This window comes from Mucilaginibacter rigui, assembly GCF_014773275.1.
GTDB lineage: Bacteria > Bacteroidota > Bacteroidia > Sphingobacteriales > Sphingobacteriaceae > Mucilaginibacter > Mucilaginibacter rigui_A.
Window position 1 is genome coordinate 70,452 of the sequence record NZ_JACWMW010000005.1, and the last position, 17,665, is coordinate 88,116.

The 17,665-nt window shown below is 41.9% G+C and carries 13 protein-coding genes and 1 tRNA gene; 4 read left to right on the top strand and 10 right to left on the bottom strand.

What is annotated here, in order from left to right; translation table 11 throughout:
• Positions 1-19 precede the first annotated feature (19 nt).
• Positions 20-99, top strand: a tRNA-Leu gene (locus tag IDJ75_RS18795).
• Positions 100-568: 469 nt separating this feature from the next.
• Here IDJ75_RS18795 and map read toward each other — a convergent pair.
• Positions 569-1,330, bottom strand: a complete 762-nt coding sequence (gene map, locus IDJ75_RS18800; RefSeq protein ID WP_191177203.1) for a type I methionyl aminopeptidase — start codon at positions 1,328-1,330, stop codon at positions 569-571.
• A gap of 96 nt (positions 1,331-1,426) precedes the next feature.
• On the opposite strand from map, the gene IDJ75_RS18805 reads away from it, so the two are divergent.
• Together IDJ75_RS18805 and IDJ75_RS18810 are read left to right on the top strand one after the other, a co-directional pair.
• Positions 1,427-2,269: a helix-turn-helix domain-containing protein gene (locus IDJ75_RS18805; protein WP_191177204.1), complete on the top strand. Its 843-nt coding sequence runs from the start codon at positions 1,427-1,429 to the stop codon at positions 2,267-2,269.
• Positions 2,270-2,360: 91 nt separating this feature from the next.
• Positions 2,361-3,095 (top strand): AAA family ATPase, encoded by a 735-nt coding sequence (locus tag IDJ75_RS18810; protein ID WP_191177205.1) that lies wholly within the window; start codon positions 2,361-2,363, stop codon positions 3,093-3,095.
• Between the two features lie 46 nt (positions 3,096-3,141).
• Here the strand turns inward: IDJ75_RS18810 and IDJ75_RS21555 are convergent, their stop codons facing one another.
• The 3 genes from IDJ75_RS21555 to IDJ75_RS18820 form a co-directional block, all read right to left on the bottom strand.
• On the bottom strand, positions 3,142-3,360 hold the full coding sequence (locus tag IDJ75_RS21555; RefSeq protein WP_449560059.1) for a bacteriocin-like protein: 219 nt from the start codon (positions 3,358-3,360) through the stop codon (positions 3,142-3,144).
• A 126-nt stretch (positions 3,361-3,486) separates the two neighbouring features.
• Positions 3,487-4,281 carry a phosphatase PAP2 family protein gene (locus IDJ75_RS18815; RefSeq protein ID WP_191177206.1) on the bottom strand — a complete coding sequence of 265 codons (795 nt, stop codon included), beginning with the start codon at positions 4,279-4,281 and terminating at the stop codon, positions 3,487-3,489.
• A 61-nt stretch (positions 4,282-4,342) separates the two neighbouring features.
• The gene (locus IDJ75_RS18820; RefSeq protein ID WP_191177207.1) at positions 4,343-5,095 is read right to left on the bottom strand and encodes a DUF481 domain-containing protein; all 753 of its coding nucleotides are present in this window, start codon (positions 5,093-5,095) and stop codon (positions 4,343-4,345) included.
• 159 nt (positions 5,096-5,254) lie between these two features.
• Here IDJ75_RS18820 and IDJ75_RS18825 point away from each other — a divergent pair, with 159 nt between their 5' ends.
• A complete protein-coding gene (locus IDJ75_RS18825) occupies positions 5,255-6,103 on the top strand; it encodes a hypothetical protein (protein ID WP_224746674.1) in 849 nt (282 codons plus the stop codon).
• An 85-nt stretch (positions 6,104-6,188) separates the two neighbouring features.
• On the opposite strand, the gene IDJ75_RS18830 is transcribed toward IDJ75_RS18825, so the two are convergent.
• From IDJ75_RS18830 to IDJ75_RS18855, 6 genes are all read right to left on the bottom strand, one after another.
• Positions 6,189-8,660: a glutaminase family protein gene (locus tag IDJ75_RS18830; protein WP_191177208.1), complete on the bottom strand. Its 2,472-nt coding sequence runs from the start codon at positions 8,658-8,660 to the stop codon at positions 6,189-6,191.
• A 71-nt stretch (positions 8,661-8,731) separates the two neighbouring features.
• Positions 8,732-10,147 carry a glycoside hydrolase family 125 protein gene (locus IDJ75_RS18835; RefSeq protein WP_191177209.1) on the bottom strand — a complete coding sequence of 472 codons (1,416 nt, stop codon included), beginning with the start codon at positions 10,145-10,147 and terminating at the stop codon, positions 8,732-8,734.
• A 70-nt stretch (positions 10,148-10,217) separates the two neighbouring features.
• Complete coding sequence (locus tag IDJ75_RS18840) at positions 10,218-11,384, bottom strand: glycoside hydrolase family 76 protein (RefSeq protein WP_191177210.1); 1,167 nt, start codon at positions 11,382-11,384, stop codon at positions 10,218-10,220.
• A 68-nt stretch (positions 11,385-11,452) separates the two neighbouring features.
• Positions 11,453-12,589: a SusE domain-containing protein gene (locus tag IDJ75_RS18845; protein WP_191177211.1), complete on the bottom strand. Its 1,137-nt coding sequence runs from the start codon at positions 12,587-12,589 to the stop codon at positions 11,453-11,455.
• 42 nt (positions 12,590-12,631) lie between these two features.
• Positions 12,632-14,272, bottom strand: a complete 1,641-nt coding sequence (locus IDJ75_RS18850; RefSeq protein WP_191177212.1) for a RagB/SusD family nutrient uptake outer membrane protein — start codon at positions 14,270-14,272, stop codon at positions 12,632-12,634.
• 11 nt (positions 14,273-14,283) lie between these two features.
• Positions 14,284-17,634, bottom strand: coding sequence for a TonB-dependent receptor (locus IDJ75_RS18855; protein ID WP_191177213.1), 3,351 nt, complete (start codon positions 17,632-17,634; stop codon positions 14,284-14,286).
• Positions 17,635-17,665 lie beyond the last annotated feature (31 nt).

Sequence of the window (17,665 nt, forward strand, 5' to 3'; positions counted from 1 at the left end):
AATGTCGCTTAAATAGCATGCCCAGCTGGCGGAATTGGTAGACGCGCTGGTCTCAAACACCTGTGGGAAACCGTGCCGGTTCGACTCCGGCGCTGGGTACAAAGCCTGATACGAAAGTATCGGGCTTTGTTATTGTTTACTTTCCCGCTATGACGCAAAGTCATTAACCGATAAAAAGCCAACAGTAACTGAAATCCTGTCAAAACATGAAGGTAGTAAAGGAATGATATTTGGAATTTTAGAAGCTAATGATGGAAGTATTTGGTTTGGCACAATGGTGGATGGAGTGTGCCGTTATGATGGAAAGACCATTACAAACTTTAAAAGTAAAGAGGATCAGAAATAATATGTGTTGCAATTAGACCTTATCCTGCATTACCACGTATCTCAGGATCACTTAAAACAGCTGTACGCTTTAATCATCTATAAACTGGTTCGGCATTAGTGGGGCTTTGATATAAATATCAATCAAAAAAATACCTTACAATTTACCATCTTCCAGATAATTATTCCCAGATCAGTGTGAAGTTACTCAGCAGATTATTGTCCAACTTTATTTCAGCATCAGTTATATCGCATTAGCTGCAGTTAAAATTATTGGTTTGCCTGCTGTTATCAATATAGTGTGTTCATGCTGGGCTACAAATCCGCCTTTGCTGCCTGTTAACCCCCAATTATCTGCCGCCGTTTCAATAAATTCAGATTTGGTGGAGATAAACGTTTCAATAGCAACAACCGAGTCTTTTCTAAATCGCCGGGTTTTATCATAACGGTCGTAATAATTCATTATAGCCTCTGGCTCTTCATGTAAACTTTTCCCAACACCATGGCCGCCCAGATCTTTAATAACCGTATACCCCGCTTTTTTTGCTTTGGTTTCTATTAGTTTACCAATATCACAGATTCTTACACCCCCACTAATTTCAGAAATGGCATCAAGTAATATTTCTTTTGAAGTATCTATCAGGCGTTGTAAACCCTGTATATCTTCCCCAATAATAAACGAGCACCCATTATCAGCCCAAAAGCCACCTAATTCTGCTGATACATCAATGTTAATAATATCTCCATTTTTCAGGACTACTTTGTCTGAAGGAACGCCATGAGCAAACTCCTTGTTCACGCTAATACAGCTATAACCCGGGAAACCATAGGTTTCAAACGGGGCCGACTTTGCACCAAGCGTTTCCAGTAGCTCCCTTCCATATTCGTCTATATCTTTTGTGGACATGCCTATCTTGGTATATTCCCTCATTTTTTGTAAGGTAAGCGCAACAGCCTCACTTACCTTTTTCATCCCCAGCAACTCTTCTTCCGTTTTTATGATCATAATTGTGCAAAGCTATGGGTATCTAAATTGCGCCCATAGTAAATATTAGACATCTTAATATTCTCCTGCAATTAACAATTCCCATAAATTTGCAGCATGCCAATAAATTATCTGAAAAAGATACAGTTAGGTGAATTTAATGCAGACGGATACAGATTATCTCCTTCAAAAGAGCTTGAATCTGTTATAGAGGGATTTTATGTTTTCTCCCGAGACCCAAAAGATACTACACATCTTATTTTTAATGATGGGTTCCCGGTGCTTATATTTTTACAAAATTGCCAGGATACAGTAACTGTTACAGCCGAAAATGACACCTTCGAAATTAAAGCCGCATGGGCAAGTGCCGGTACCATTAAGAATGTTTATTTAAAGTATAATAGCCATACCAGCCCAATTTTTATAGTCCGTTTCTACCCTGGTGCTTTCTATCAGTTGTTTGGTTTAAACGTTCAGCATTTTAGATATAACCCGGTTACCCCATTTGAGTATATTGCTACTAACAACAATTTTAGTTTAGAAGAATTTTTTGGGCACAATTCTATTGAAGAAAAGATAGCATTTATCAGCACGTATGTTCAGAATTCCTCTACAGCAATAAGCCGCCCTCAAAGCTTACATAAAACACTGGATTACATCCATAAAATAAAAGGCAACAGCACTGTACGAAATGTAACCAATGATGCCGGCGTAAACTATAAATGGCTGGAAAGGAGTTTTTTGCAACACATTGGGCTTTTACCAAAGGAGTACATTCAACTGCAACGCTTTATGCACGCTTACCTTGAGTTGGTTAGAAGCAAGGATGTTGATTTGATGCAAATTGCAATATCAAACGGATATTATGATGCAAACCACTTTTTGAAAGACTTTAAGGCCTATACCGGTAAAACACCTATGGAATATATCAGGTTTCAATCACAGCCTTACAGCTGTTAAATAAGTTTAACGCAGGCTTTTAAGCTTCATTATTAAATTATACTGCCAAAAGCGCTATAAGAATTGTAAGTTCGTTTTAAAACAATTACTTATGCCATTTTTATCAGGCGTACTACTCCCCCCTTTGCAGGATAACAGTTACCTGCAGCACATCCCAAGCCTTAACAAGGGTTTACAACTCACATTAACAAGTAATGTGACATTTTTTGTTGGCGAGAACGGATCAGGCAAATCTACTTTGTTGGAAGGAATTGCGGAACAGTGCGGTTTTAGCCTGCGCGGAGGTAACCGCAACCATAACCTCAATACCGGGTACAGGTTTAATGGCTATGAATCTGCATTGGCATCACATATACAGCTATCATGGACACCCAGAAGAGTAAACGAAGGATTTTTTATGCGTGCCGAAAGTTTTTTCAACTTCGCTTCTTATATTGATGAGCTGGCCACAGAAGATAGCCGCATTTTAAAAGCATACGGCGGACGCTCGCTTCATGAGCAATCGCACGGGGAATCGTTTCTCGCATTATTTAATAATCAGTTTGAATCGGGCATTTATATTCTTGACGAGCCTGAAGCAGCCCTCTCACCTGCCCGTATCCTGGCTTTCATATCGGTTATACACCAGCTTGAACAAAGCGGCAGGGCCCAGTTCCTGATAGCCACTCATTCGCCTATGCTGATCTGTTATCCCGGTGCTACTATTTACCAGTTTGATGAAGATGGCGTGCGCGAAACCGGTTATGAGGATACCGAGCATTTCCAGCTTACCAAATCATTTCTGGATAACCCTGCATTATATCTGCACCATTTGATGAGAGGCTAACAAAAAGCCCCTGAAAATTCAGAGGCTTCCTGTTAAATTATTTATTTTAGTTCAGCGGATGAGGAACGCCGCAATCTGCAGCGGTACCACCCGGAGGAAGGGAGTCTACACCTGGGATAGCACCATCAGGACAAAAAGTACTACACGAGTGGCTGGACTTAACAGCACCAATAACACAAAAGCAACTACAACCCGCAGGTGGTATTTTTGTTCCGCCTTTAATGTTTTTCAAATCTTGCCTTGATAGCTTTTGAAAATTTTTCATAAATATTTGTTTTTAGGTTAATAATTTAGCTCGTGTATTTAATATACACTTAAATCAAATATATCAAAAACAAATAATTATAAATAATCTATCATAAATTAATCTAAAGTTAATTAACCAAACAATCTACAACTGTTTTGTAAATGCAAACCCAACAGTACCGTTGCCAAAGCTTGGCATCAGGGAGGTAGTTTTATTGGAATTTTTATCGTGGAAAAGTTTATTCCTGAATAAGGGATAAATAAGATAAGCCGCCTTTGTTGACAAAATACCGAACCCCGCCCCTGCTATAATATCGCTGAACCAGTGGTCGCGGTTGTACACACGCAATATAGCTGTTGCTGTTGCAAACGAATAACCGGCAATACCATACCAGGGCGATTTTTCGCTGTACTCCTGTGCCATAAACTCGGCCGCTGCAAAAGCATTACCCGTATGGCCTGATGGGAAAGAGTAACGATTAGAGCCATCGGGCCTGAGCCTGTGGGTTACCTTTTTAAGCGAGAAAGTGGTTAACGCCATTATCCCTTCAGACATGCCGTATAATATAGTCCTGTCTATAAATGTATTTTTACCGTGTACTCCCGCTAAATTCAACCCATAAACCATTACCGCCGGGGCGTACTGAAGGTAATTTTCGATATGGTAATTAAAGTTTGGGTGATCTTCCATCATGTCCTCATATACATGGATATCAATATTGCGAATAGCTTTAACCTTTAGCGATAGCAACCCATAGGTAACGAATACGGCCGGGGCAATGTACGATGCGGTCTTACTTTGCAGGTGGCGAACGGTATCGGGCAAGGCCAAAATACTGGATGAATCTACTTTTGCAGTGTATTTTTTAGCAGTATCTGCATTTTGTGCGTGAGTTGTAAACCAGGTAATACAAAAAAGCAGGGCGAGTAATTTCTTCAATTGATCTTATTAAATATTAAGATACTGTAACGTTTATATTTAAATAAAGTTATTTTAATATTTAAAACCATTTTTCGGCTGTTAATCCGTAAGTGAATAAAAGATTTTCGCTGTTGGTTCTGTTTACACGATTGTAATTGAGTGATGTAGTAAGGCTAAGCCATTTTTGCACTTTAAAAGACAGGTTGGTAACCGAGTGGATAATAAAATCGCTTTGCCGTTGCATGGAGTTTTGAAGAAAATTAGATCCATCTATCACTACCCTGTCTTTTATATTAAACCTGAACGACAGGCGTAACGAGTTGCGATAAGTTTCATATTTATCGCGTATGTTATTTGCCAGCATCAGGTCGCTGGAATCAAATAGTATACCATCGCTTATATTCAGATAGGTATTGGGGGTATCAAAAAAACTATAAGCAACGCCAGCTCCTGCCAGTAACTGGTTATTTATTTTTAACGAATAGCTGGTGTTGTAATTGGCCAGGCCCCAGTAAAAAAAGTGAGGAAAGGTTTTATAGAGGTTAAAATCAAGCGAGGTAGAAAAATCGTTATTGCTTACGTTACCGTTCTGTTTACCATAGATCCAGTTATTATTAAAGTTCAGGGAGATATCCTTCTTTTTAACATTAAACCTGAAGGCATTATTCAGCAGGTAAGCAGTACCGTCATTGGTTTTGTTGATCGATCCTGACGACTGAAAGGCAGTATGAAAAAAAGTAGTATCATTAAACTGCGAATACGCGCTACCCCATACACCGGTAAGTATTGCTGCTAATAGTAAACTTTTAATACAGGTCTGTATTTTCTTCATAGGCATTAAAATTCAACAAACTTTGTAGTTCCTGGTTTTAACAAACAATTTATCTCATCGGGCAGGCACTTTCGCTAACTCAAACGCACCGCTCACTCAGTGGGGCAAAACGGCAACTCTAAAGTCATCATATTGTGATCACTATCAAACAAAAACAATATGAAAGCTTTAAAACTATTTACAAAACCGTTACTGTTATTGGTAATAACAGGCGTAATGTTTGGCTCATGCTCAAAAGAAGCAGGCCCAAAAGGTGATACAGGTATACAGGGCGAACAGGGCAAACAAGGTATTGCCGGCCCCGACGGTAGCACGATATTGAACGGCACGGTTGAACCAGCTAATTCCCTGGGCAAAAATGGCGATTTTTATATCAACACCGCCACCAGCGTTATTTACGGGCCAAAAACTGCTGCAGGCTGGGGAGCCGGTAAATCTATATTGGGCGCTAAAGGCACTGCCGGTAGTAAAATATTAAGCGGTACGGTTACCCCTGCCGCTACTGTTGGCGCAGTAGGCGATTACTACCTTGATAAAACCAGCTATTCGCTGTACGGGCCAAAACTAAGCACCGGCTGGGGCACAGCTATATCCTTAAAAGGTACGGCAAATGTGATCTATTCAGGCTGGAATTATGCGGTAAACTTTAGGGATACCACAGCAGATAATTCGGCAGTGAAAGCCGCCGATCTCCTTGCCCCGACCCTTAGCACAGATATTTTAAACAAAGGTACGGTGCAGGTATATTTCGATTTTGGGGGTGGAGTGTACGCCTTACCATATACCAGCAATGCAGGTGGTAAATTAAACACTATGGCTTACTGGCCAAGGCTTAAACATTTTATTATTACCCGCTTTACCGCCGATAACTCAAACTCTGTAGCATTATCAAGCATTCTGCAATACCGTTATGTAATTATACCGGGTGGCACCGCAGTATCTGTTGCCAAAAAGGTTGACATCAACAATTATGAAGCGGTTAAAAGAGCCTACAATATTCCTGACTGATAGATCGGTTTGTGAGTTAATTAGAAAGCCCGGCGCTGTAATAGCGTCCGGGCTTTTCTTATTGATTTTTTGGGGGATTTGCTTTTTACTTCTTCAACCATTGCTGCTCAAGCACTTTCATAAAATAACCCCCAACCACGCTGCGTGCCTGGAAACCAACCTGCTTGCCGTTGGTAGTTTCGTGCCAGTCGCTGATAGGTACCCGAGACGAGGTTTCAGTAGCATATTTGTAAATCGGGTCGGTAAGGGCTTTAAAGTCGCTAGCATTATCGGCTAAGGTAGCTGTCCATATTATCCAGTCGGATTTTGTGTATGTTTTACGGCTATCCAACGGTAAACCAAATTCGTTTTGTTTGGTCAGGTAGTATTTAATCTCCTTCTCATAAACCGATTTCGGGAACAGGTTAAGGCCTAATAATTTATCCCAAACCAGGTTATATTTCTGGCTCCAGGTATCAGGTTTTTCAAATACTAATGAGTAATGGTCGCCGGCATCAGCCATTTGCATCCATTTAGCAACAAAATCTTTTGCTACGGTGTGGTATTTTGTTGCGGTTACTTTGTCGCCCAGCATATCTGCCAGCATAGCGTAAGCACCAATGCCGTTTATAGCTTTTAAAGATAAGTTAGCATTACGCGCCAGGTGGCCCGCAAAATCATCTGTACAAAGCTGGTTGGCCGGGTCAAGGCCTTCTTTTATAAGGTAGTTTGTCCAGGTTGTTAAGGTTTCCCAATGCTTTTTAGCAAAGTTTGCGTTACCCTCAGCTTTCGCGATAGCAGCTACAAGCAACAGCATATTACCCGATTCTTCAACCGGCATACCTTCGCCATAAGTTTGGCCGTTGGCAAACGGATAGGTACCCAGATCGTGCGCAGCAAACGGGTGTTTGAACTTGCCAGTTTCGCTAAACTCGAAAATACCATTCAGCATACCTTCGGCAAGTTTTGGGTTGTAAATTAAAAACAAAGGTGCCGATGGGTAAGTCACATCAACTGTGTTGATGAAGCCACCGCTAAAGTTCTCTTTTGATAACCACAGGATCTCGCCTTTAGGGCTCTGAGCTAAAATATGGGCCGCTATAGCCTGGCGATAAGCAATAGCGCAAAGTTTTGCATATTCCAAACCACCCGCTGCTGATGTTTTAACATTCATGGCATCATCAAACGCTTTACATTTAGCAATGATGCTTTTGTAATCGGTAGCGGCTTGTTTCAATTCGCCAACAATAGTTTTGTTACCGTCTTTATTCCACCATGGCCGTAGGTTTTTACCAAAATACTGTACCGAATAGCCTTCATCGTATCCTACTTCAATAAACTTCTCTACAGCGGCATTACCAATTTTACCAAAAGGGATAACGGTATTTAAAAACGCAGCCTCGCCACCGGCTGTAGTAGCCGGTGTTGGCGCGCCTGTAAATGAACCAACTGCCTGGCTGTTGTTACTAATAAATTGTGTTGCTTTAGCAGATGCCGGTGCAGCTACATACAGGTAACCCCAATCTATCCGCAGGTCATCACCCTTCTTTTGTAATAAGGGTTGTTCTTTTGTACCAACCTTTAAAATAGATAGCTGGTTCTGTATATATTTTTGAGCGATAACGGGCTGGTTTGATTTATTACGCGCCAAATCTGCCGATGCGCCAAAGTAAACCTTTACATCGTGCGTTTTACTATCGTTCGCTTTTACGCTGTAACTGATATAAGTAACCGGCCTTGATAACAAGTTAAGGTTATCCATCAGCAAGGGCGATGTAAATGTTACCTGCAAGTCGGTTTTACCTGCGGTAAAATTATAGATGGTTTGCGTAGCGTTAATAGTAACCCCAGTTTGTTTGGCCAATTTAAGGCCCTTGTTTATAACCGGTTTTAACTCATCAGCAAAGCCTGCATCCAGCCAGGCGCCACCACCAGTATTTACGCAATGCATGGCCAGTACGTTCTCGCCATCTTTTAGCTTTTCTGCAACATCTCCTTTTATTTCAACAGGCAGTAAGTCGCCGTTAGCACCAGAACTAACATTTATTTTCTCGCCGTTCAGGTAAACTTCCGCGTCATCATCATGATGCAGCTTTAAGATCAGTTTATTTATGGGTGTTGATTTTTTGTAAGTGAAAGTTCGGCGAACCCAAAGGTCGCGGCTTTTCCAAACTGTTTTAACCATTTTGGGGTCATCGCCAAACGGTGCGGTACCAGTTTTCCAGCCTTTATCATTAAAGTTTGCTGCTTGCCAACCATCGGCAGGTTTGGTTTCGCTGTATTTTACGGTATAAGGTTTGGTTTCACCATCGGCCACTACTGTACGGTAGGTAACGGGCTCTTTTCCCATAAAGCGGTATGTTTCGCCATCTACTTTGATCAATCCTAACAAGGATTGGTTTTTACCTGTCCAGTGGCGGGTGGTAGATTCATTCAGATCATCAGAAAACGACCATACGCTAAAATAGGTATTATGCGTAATCAGCGGGTAAGCAGGTGCCTTGGTAGCCTGTGCATTAGCCAGGCTATTAGCAAACACCCCTGCCAGCAGGCAAGCTGTTTTTAAAATGTTTTTCATGGATAGATGTTAAAATTACAGTTATAAAAATTCAGGTAAATATACAAACTAAACCAATTTAGCATGCCAAATTAGCCTAATAATTGGGGTTTTTGTGTATATGTTTCCCAAAGTAATTCGCCAAACAGGGTATTAGCCCAGGCAAACCATTTACGCGTAAATTTCGTCGGGTCGTTTTTATGGAAGGACTCGTGCATAAAGCCCGTACCCCCATGTGTTTTTCTAAGCGTTTCTATACATTCTTTTATCTCGGCATCATCATTACTGGTGATAGCACGAATAATGATACTGATTGGCCATATCATATCCTTACCAATATGCGGGCCGCCTATGCCCTCGCCTGCTGTACCTTTAAAAAAGAACGGGTTATTTAACGATAAAAGCATTTTACGGGTGTTTATGTAAACAGGGTCAGTATTTTTTACGGCATCAAGGTAAGGCATACCTAACAGGCTGGGCACGTTGGCATCGTCCATCAGGTTAAAACTACCGAAACCGTTAACCTCGTAAGCGTAAACCTTGCCATAATCGGCATGGTCAATTACCGCGTGTTTTTGCAAGGCGGCATCAACCTCATTGGCTAACGCAAGCAATTCAGCAGCTAAAGCATCATCCTTAACAATTGTTTTTACCATTTCTGATACCTGCTTTAAGCTGGTCACGGCAAAAAAGTTAGACGGGATGAGGTACGAATAAATAGTGGCGTCATCACTCGGGCGGAAGGCCGAGCAGATCAACCCTACCGGTTTTATCGGGTAGCCAAAGCCGTTCATAGGTACACCATCGGTAGCCCAGGCGGTTTTGCGCTGGAAGGAGTACGGCCCGTCGTTTTCTTTACGTTGTTGTTCTTTAAATGTTTTCAGGATGTTTTGTACAGCGGCTTTCCACTGTGCATCAAACGGTGATGTATCGCCGGTAAGTTTCCAGTATTTATAAGCCAAACGGATAGGGTAGCAAAGCGAATCTATCTCCCATTTGCGTTCGTGCAGGCCGGGTTTCATATCGGTAACATCGTCCTTCCACTCGCCTACTTTGTTTGGGTCATCATAAAATGCATTGGCGTATGGGTCGCGCAGGATACAAACCACCTGGCGGTTTATTACGCCGGCTACCAGTTTTTTCAGGTCAGCATCTTTATTAATAAAGGCAATGTACGGCCAAACCTGCGCGCTGCTGTCGCGCAGCCACATGGCGTCAATATCACCGGTTATAACGTAAGTATCAGGCTTGTTATTGGTTAGCTTATAGGTAACGGTGGTATCAAGCGTGTTAGGGAAACAGTTCTCGAAAAGCCAGCCCAGTTCAGGGTTCTTTACTTTCGATTTAAATTCGGCTATCGCTTTCTCAACCGATACACTTTTAAACTTTCGCTCCGCTAAAGGTACCCTTACTACAGGAAAAGTGGGTTTAGCCGCTAACGAAAATTTACTCATCAAAACTCCTGCACCTAATAGTGTGGTGCTGCCAATAAATTGCCTTCTCTTCATACTCTTAAATAGGTAAATAAAAAAAAATCTTCCGGGCAAATATAACCCGGAAGATCCATCTCTCAAATGTTTAAAATTTGCCGGCTGCTTTTAACGTGGCTGCGGCTTCCAGCGTAGTTAACCCGCTTATTTGCGTGGTTAGGTCGGTGCCATTGTTTGCTTTTGGCATTGTTTTCCAATCCGGACCAACAACAAAGTCGGGCCTGAGGATACCTTTAGCGAACAAAGTTTCGGCGTTATATTTTAAGAACTTGGCGTAAGCGTCACGATCTGTTGATGATACATCTTCTTTTAGGGTTAAAAGCGTTAGGTACCTAACTAAAATCCCTTTAAATAAGCCACCATCACCATCGCCTTCGCTTTTTAATAAGCCACCCGGCGATATGTCCAGATCTTTTATAGTAGCTGATGCTGTGCGTACTGCATCGGCCAGGTAACCGGCATCACCCGTAGCATTATAAAGTTCAAGCGCGGCACCAATAAATGTGCCCTGGTTGTATGTGAATTTATTGTAGCTTATTTTACCATCACCATCGCCGTTTATACCATCATAAACAATACCGCTTGATGGGTCAACAAGTTTACCTTTTAACCATGTGTACAATTCTTTCGCCAATGTTAAATCGGCTTCATTTTTTTGCAGGATATAAAGGCGCGCAGCGAAAATTATTGCAGGTGCGTTTGCCGGGGTGTTCTTATAATCCAGTTGTGATTTGCGCCAGGCTATACCACCGCCCTGGTTGCTGTTTACGCCCGTTTTGATATCCGTCCATAGCGTATTGACTGCCGTAAGGTAATCGGCATCGTTTGTTGCCTGGTATGCGCGCAAAGTAGCTAAAGCCAGCCACTCCATATCATCATAGTATTCGTTTTGCAATTTATTGCCGTTTGATATGCGGGTACCATTTAATAACGATTTCATGCGTTGTTTATAGATATCGTTTTTAGTGCGCAGGTAAGCATCTATAAATGCATCCATGGTATGCGCCTGCGGCCAATAATTGTAGTTGGTACTGCCGGTGTTGTTTTGTTTAAAATAGTTGCCGTTGGCTGATATAAAGGCGGCGTAGGTTTTTTCCTGCATTGTATCGGCTGTGGCAGCAAAAGTGTAATTTATTACTGCCGATGGTTTGTTACCATAAAGCGGGAAAGGGTTATCCTTAAAACATGCGGTAAGCATAACAGGGATAAGCCCCGCCAATGCCACCTTTTTTATATGTTGGGTTATGCTGTTCATAAACTAAAGTTTGATGATTTAAAGTTTGCAAAACCTTATAAGGCTTTGCAAACCAATGTTAACGCAAGTTAGTTAGCTGTTACAGTGTGCGTATATTCAGGCACTGTTGAATTAAACATCACTTTTATATCAGCCGATTTGTTATCGAAATCGTGATTGAACTTAAAGCAAAAGTCGTACTGCGAATCATTCTGCGGATACATATAAAAATACGACGGATCGGTACTTCCGTTAGCAGCATTATTATCTGAGTTTTTGCTACCGTAGAATTGAACAGTTGTTTTACCTGCTGCATCCTTAAACGTAAATTTAAATTTGTAACGCTCGTCGCGTCCCCATGATTCCTGGTGGAATACGATAGGTTTAACACCTGATTCCCATGTACCATTGCTGGTGTAAGGCAAATCAAACCAGATCTTGTTATCTGCCGCAAACCATAAACCTACCGATGTAACCTCAGTTGTTTTAAATAAGGCATCAGCGAAGCTCACATTTATCTTTACAACCTTTTTATCGCCGGTAACAGTGGTTTGGCCACCTTCAACCAGTTTGGTACCATCGTAAGAAAATACTAAAAGGTTACCGGTTGTGCCATCAACAAGGTGGTACGTACCAGCTTTTAATGAAGTGAATATCTCAAATTTACCATCGGCTGTTTTTTTGAACTTAACCGCTTTAGTTATATCATCACCGCCTTCAGTTGCGCTACCTGTAAGGTAAACCGCATCCGGCACTTCAAAACCTGCAGGGCGTTCAACTTCAAATACACGTACGAGGTCGGTTTTTTGCACGTTAACGCCTTTTGATGACATAACTGTCCACTTAATTTTGCCCGATTCCTGCGGTTTGATGCCATTAAGAGTTGCTATCTTATTCAGGTCGCTATACGATAGGGTAAGTTTATTGTATAAACCGTTACCATCTGACGGTATCGAATAAAGAGGCTTTGAAAAATCGCCGCCCTCTTTATCAAATACCACTTCATATAAAACCAACCCATTATCCTCGGCACGTGCCTGCTCCCATTCAAAAGAAAGAGAACCTGATGCACCCGAAGGGATCTTAACGTACTTGCCATCCTCTGGCAAAAACAAATTAGTAACAGGCGACACTTTTGTGCTACCTAATGTTTTATCCTTTTTGCAGCCTGTTATTACAACCAGCGCTACGATACCTGCAAGCAGGCTATAAAAAATATTTTTCATGATCTTAATTGATTATAATTTTTTTATAAATAATTAGTGCTTTTACCAACCGGGGTTTTGTGAAAGGTTAGGGTTAATAGCCCTCTCATCCCTTGGTATTGGCCATAAATAATTTTTGCTTTTATCAAACGTGCGCAGGTTGGCGCGTATGTAACCACCATCAACACTGGCATCGGCAAATTTGGCGCCATGTGCCCAGCCGCTTAATACAGTTTCGGCAGTTTTCCAACGGCGGATATCAAATATACGCAGGCCTTCCATAGCAAATTCGGTGCGGCGTTCGTTACGTACTATTTCGCGCATATCAGTTACACCAACTGCCGGGAAGTTAAGCGCGGCTGCATCAGTAAAACCTGCGCGGCTGCGTATTGGCCTGATTGTTTGGCCCCATACGGTAGCATCCATCTGGCCTAATTCCATTTTGGCTTCAGCATACATCAATAACACATCTGCATAACGTATCAGTATCAGGTTTAAGCCCGAACCAAAATCAGCAACGTTAGAAGTTGGATCGAAATATTTACGTGTGTAATACCCTGTTGGCGATGATGTAGCACCAGGTGCATACTCATCAAAACGAGAGTCATTAGGGTCAGTACCCGGTTTGGTGTAAATAACTTTGATGCTGTTATCCCGCTGTTTCCAATTGTACAAATGGTAAACCACTGTATTAGTTAAACGTGGGTCGCGGTTAACATATGGGTTATTCTCATCATAGCCAGATCCGGTATCGCCGGGCTTTTTACCATTCAACATCAGATAACTATCAACAAGCTCTTGTGTTGGGGCAATAGCGTTAAGCCTGCCACCTACAGATATTGGCGCCATGTCCCTAAAGTCGGAATACGACCTGCTGCCAGCTGAAGGCGGTAAGTATTCAAGATCAAGCATTACCTCACTGTTGTACTCGTTCTGCGGCAAAAATAAACCCTCGTACGAGTTAAAAAGCGCATAGGTGCCATAGTCGGTTTTACCAATGAGTTTCTCACATTCGGTAACTACATCGCCCCATCTGTTATCATTAAGTAATACCCTTGCCTTTAATGCGATAGCGGCACCTTTAGTAATACGCCCGCGGTCGGCATCAGCTAAAGCAGTGTTTACCGGCAAAGCAGCGGCAGCTTCATCAAGCTCACTTAAAATAAAAGCCACTACTTCGGCCTTAGGACTACGTGCTATTACCTTGGCTTCATCAATCGTCAGATCTTTTTTCACTAATGGCACATCGCCCCACCAGGTTTCTAACAAAAAATAATGCCATGCACGTATAAACTTCGCTTCGGCTTTCATCCGGGCTTTTAATGTGGCATCCATAGAAGTAACCTTATCAACATTCTCTAAAAAGATGTTACAAGTTTTTATACCCGAATAATGATCGCGCCACTCTTGCTTAAAGCGCCCCAAGGATGGGTCATAAGTACCGGCTGCAATTGACGCTGCACCGTTGTTATCTCCACGGCCATTGTAAGCGTTATCTGAAAGCGCTTCCTGCGAAAAGAAGTAACCGCTATTTGATATCTGCTGGTATGCCCTGTTTAAAACCGTATTTGCTTTTTCAGTTGTTGTCCAATAGTTGCCATCAGTGAAAGCATCAGTTGGATATAGGTCGAGCTTTTTACAGGCCGATAACGCCAGGAGCATTACCAGCGCAAAAGCCGATTTTTTGATATTATTTTTTTTCATGTCCGTGTAGATTAAAGTGATATATCAATACCAAAACCATAATAAATTGGCAACGGGTATGACCTTGCGCTATTTGCACCGCCACCATTCGGGATGTTTGAACTACCGTTTAGCTCGGATGATTCAGGATCGATAAACTTCATGGGCGAAAAAGTAAGTATGTTTTGCCCTGTGAGATAAACCCTTACTTTGCGCATACCTGCCTTTTTGGAAATATCTGTAGGTATTGTATAGCCTATCTGTAAGTTTTTTACCCTTAGATATTTGCCATCGAAAATATACATATCAGACCCCTTACGGAAGTTGTTTGTGTTAGACTGGCTACCACTTGCTGCAAGGCGTGGGAATCGTGCGTTAGGGTTCTCCGGCGTCCAATAATCTAACTGGTGCTGATATATAACCTGCGAATAGTTTACGTGGAACGGTTCAACCTGCTCGCCGCGTACATACATATCGCGTTTACCCACGCCCTGTAAAAACAAACTCAGGTCAAAGTTTTTTACGTTTAGGTTATAGTTGAAGCCAAATGTTAAGCGAGGGAAACCGCTGCCAAAAACAAAAAGGTCGTTATCGTCAATGATGCCGTCTTTGTTAACGTCAACATAACGGTTATCACCGGGCTGTACATTTATACCTGCCGGTTTAGGCCCATTGGTCACATCATCCAGATTTTGGAAATAACCATCACGTTTTAAACCAACATACGAACCAATTGGCAACCCAACTTTATTTAAAAGCTGCATCTCGTCAAATGATCTTAGCTGATCGCCCCCCTCAAGTTTAAGTACCTTGTTTTTGGTATCGCCAACGTTAAAACCGAATGTATGATTAAACGCGCCTGTTCTTAAGCGATAATTAACATTTAACTCCCAGCCGCGGTTTTGTACTTCGCCCGCGTTATAATCTGATGCTGATGCACCATAAACACCCGGCACAACCGGCGGCAACAATATATCCCTGGTTATTTTGTTAAAGTAATCTACACTAACGGTTAAAGCGCTCTTGAAGAAATTAAGATCGGCACCAACGTTAAAGGTAGATGCGCGTTCCCAACGGATATCGGGGTTGGCAAATTGTATATCAATTACGCTGACTTGCTGGTTGTTAAAACCATAATAATCATTCTGAGAAACCCGGTAGTTGTTGAGAAACTGGTAGTTACCTACGTTTTGGTTACCCAAAATACCGTATGAAGCGCGTAGCTTTACGTCGCCCACCTTGTCGCGGTAGTTTTGCATAAAACCCTCTTCTGTAAGGCGGTAACCGGCGGTTAATGATGGAAAGAAAGCATTGCGGTTGTTTTTAGCAAACTTTGATGATGCATCTATCCTGAAATCGGCCTCGCCATAATACTTGTTTTTATACGAATACGAGGCCCTGCCAAATACAGAGTTAAGGCTGCTCTCCTGGGTGTGGCTGTTAGTACCTGTAGATGATGTTTCAATCACCGTACCTGTTATAGGCGTACCCAACTCCGGATCGGTATATTTTAAACGTAAATAATTTTGCTCATCGGTGCTCGACTCATTTGCTACGCCAATTAATATGTCTACGTTATGGTTTTTAGCAAATGTTTTGGTGTATTGCGCTAAAAATTGTGTGTTAACAAAAAGGTTCTTAACATTTTCGTCATTTGTGTTCCTGTCTGAGCCATAAGAGCCTTTAGGCAAAAAGTTAACCTGTATAACACGCCCAAACATATGGTCAGATCGCAGCGTACCACCAAATACACCTTTTATTTTAAAATCTTTTGTGATACCTAACTCGGCAGTAAGGTTACCGAATATATTATCATTATCGCGCTTGCGGTAACCACCTTTTTCAAGTATACCAAGCGGATTGAACTCGGCCAGTACATCATTGGTTAAATAATTACCCTGATCGTCTTTAATCTTATAATAAGTTGGCGTTCTGCCGGCATCTACTATTAGCGTACCGGTATTAAAAGAATGTTCTTTTATCTCGGTTCGTGAGTATGCCAGTATGCTGGTTAACTTCAATTTACCAAACTCGCTGCTCAGGTTCATACGGTAGTTATAACGCCTTAAACCATAGTTGGGGCCAACCAGGTTGTTACGTTGGTCCGTAACACCCGCCGATACCAAATATGTTGAAGTATTACTGCCACCAGATAAGCTTAGGTTATGATTTTGCTGTACCGCGTTTTGCAATATGGCATCCAAAAACCATTGCTGATCGCCCTGATCCTGGAATTGCCTTATTTGCGCGGGGCTGTAAATGGGTGTTAAACCTGAATTTACAACAGCTTCGTTACGTAAAATAGCATTCTCATATGCATGAACCGGCTTATAACCCACATGCGGTACCTGCACGCCGCCCTGCCCGTTATAAGTAAGCACGGCGCCAGCGTTTTTGCTACCTTTTTTGGTAGTAACTAATATTACCCCGTTTGCCGAACGCGACCCGTATATGGCTGCGCTACCAGCATCCTTTAATACAGATACACTTTCGATATCCTGAGGGTTTAACAAGTTAAGATCCCCCCCTGTAATACCATCAATTACAATAAGCGGACTGTTATTACCAAATGTACTCACACCACGGATGTTAACCGTTTGATAAGCCCCCGGCTCGTTGCTGGTTTGCTGGATAATTAAATTTGGCGATGTACCCTGTAAAGCCTGTGTAAGGTTCACAGCGGGCTTGCCCTCAATAGCTTTTGAAGTTACCTGGTCAATAGCGCCAATTACGTTTACACGTTTTTGCGTACCATAACCCACTACTACAACTTCGTTAAGCGAGCTTTGCATAGGCACCAACTGTACATTAATACCGCTGGTTTGGCCGTTAAGCGGCACTTCTTTTGGGGTAAAGCCAATAAAGCTGAACACCAAAGTGCCATCGGCAGCAGGCAGGTCTATCACAAATTTACCGTTAACATCCGTAACAGTACCCAGGTTAGTTCCTTTTAACTTTACGTTTACGCCCGGTAATGGTATATTGGTATCATCAACTACGGTACCTGTTACCTTTACAGCTTGCGCGGCTGTTTGTCTGGTACTGGTGAGGGTTGTAGCTTCGGCCCTTTCGCTGATAACTATAACATCATCAATAATTTTGTAATCAAGGTTAAATGGAGTTAAAACCTCATCAAGCACCTCTTTGATGCTTTTGTTACTTACATTTAAGTTTACCCTGAATGACGGCTTCAGTAAATTATCTGCATAGGCAAATTTCACTCTGTTATTGGCCGATAATTTATCAAGCGTTTCGGTAAGTTTCTGATTTTTCAGCTTAAGCGTTACCTGTTGCTCTAAAAATTTCTGGCCATAAGAATTGTTTGCAACAGCAGTAAAGCACATTAAGCAAACAATAAAGCAGGCAAGCGAGGTATATTTCATTAATATTAATACATAACGAACTACTCCATTT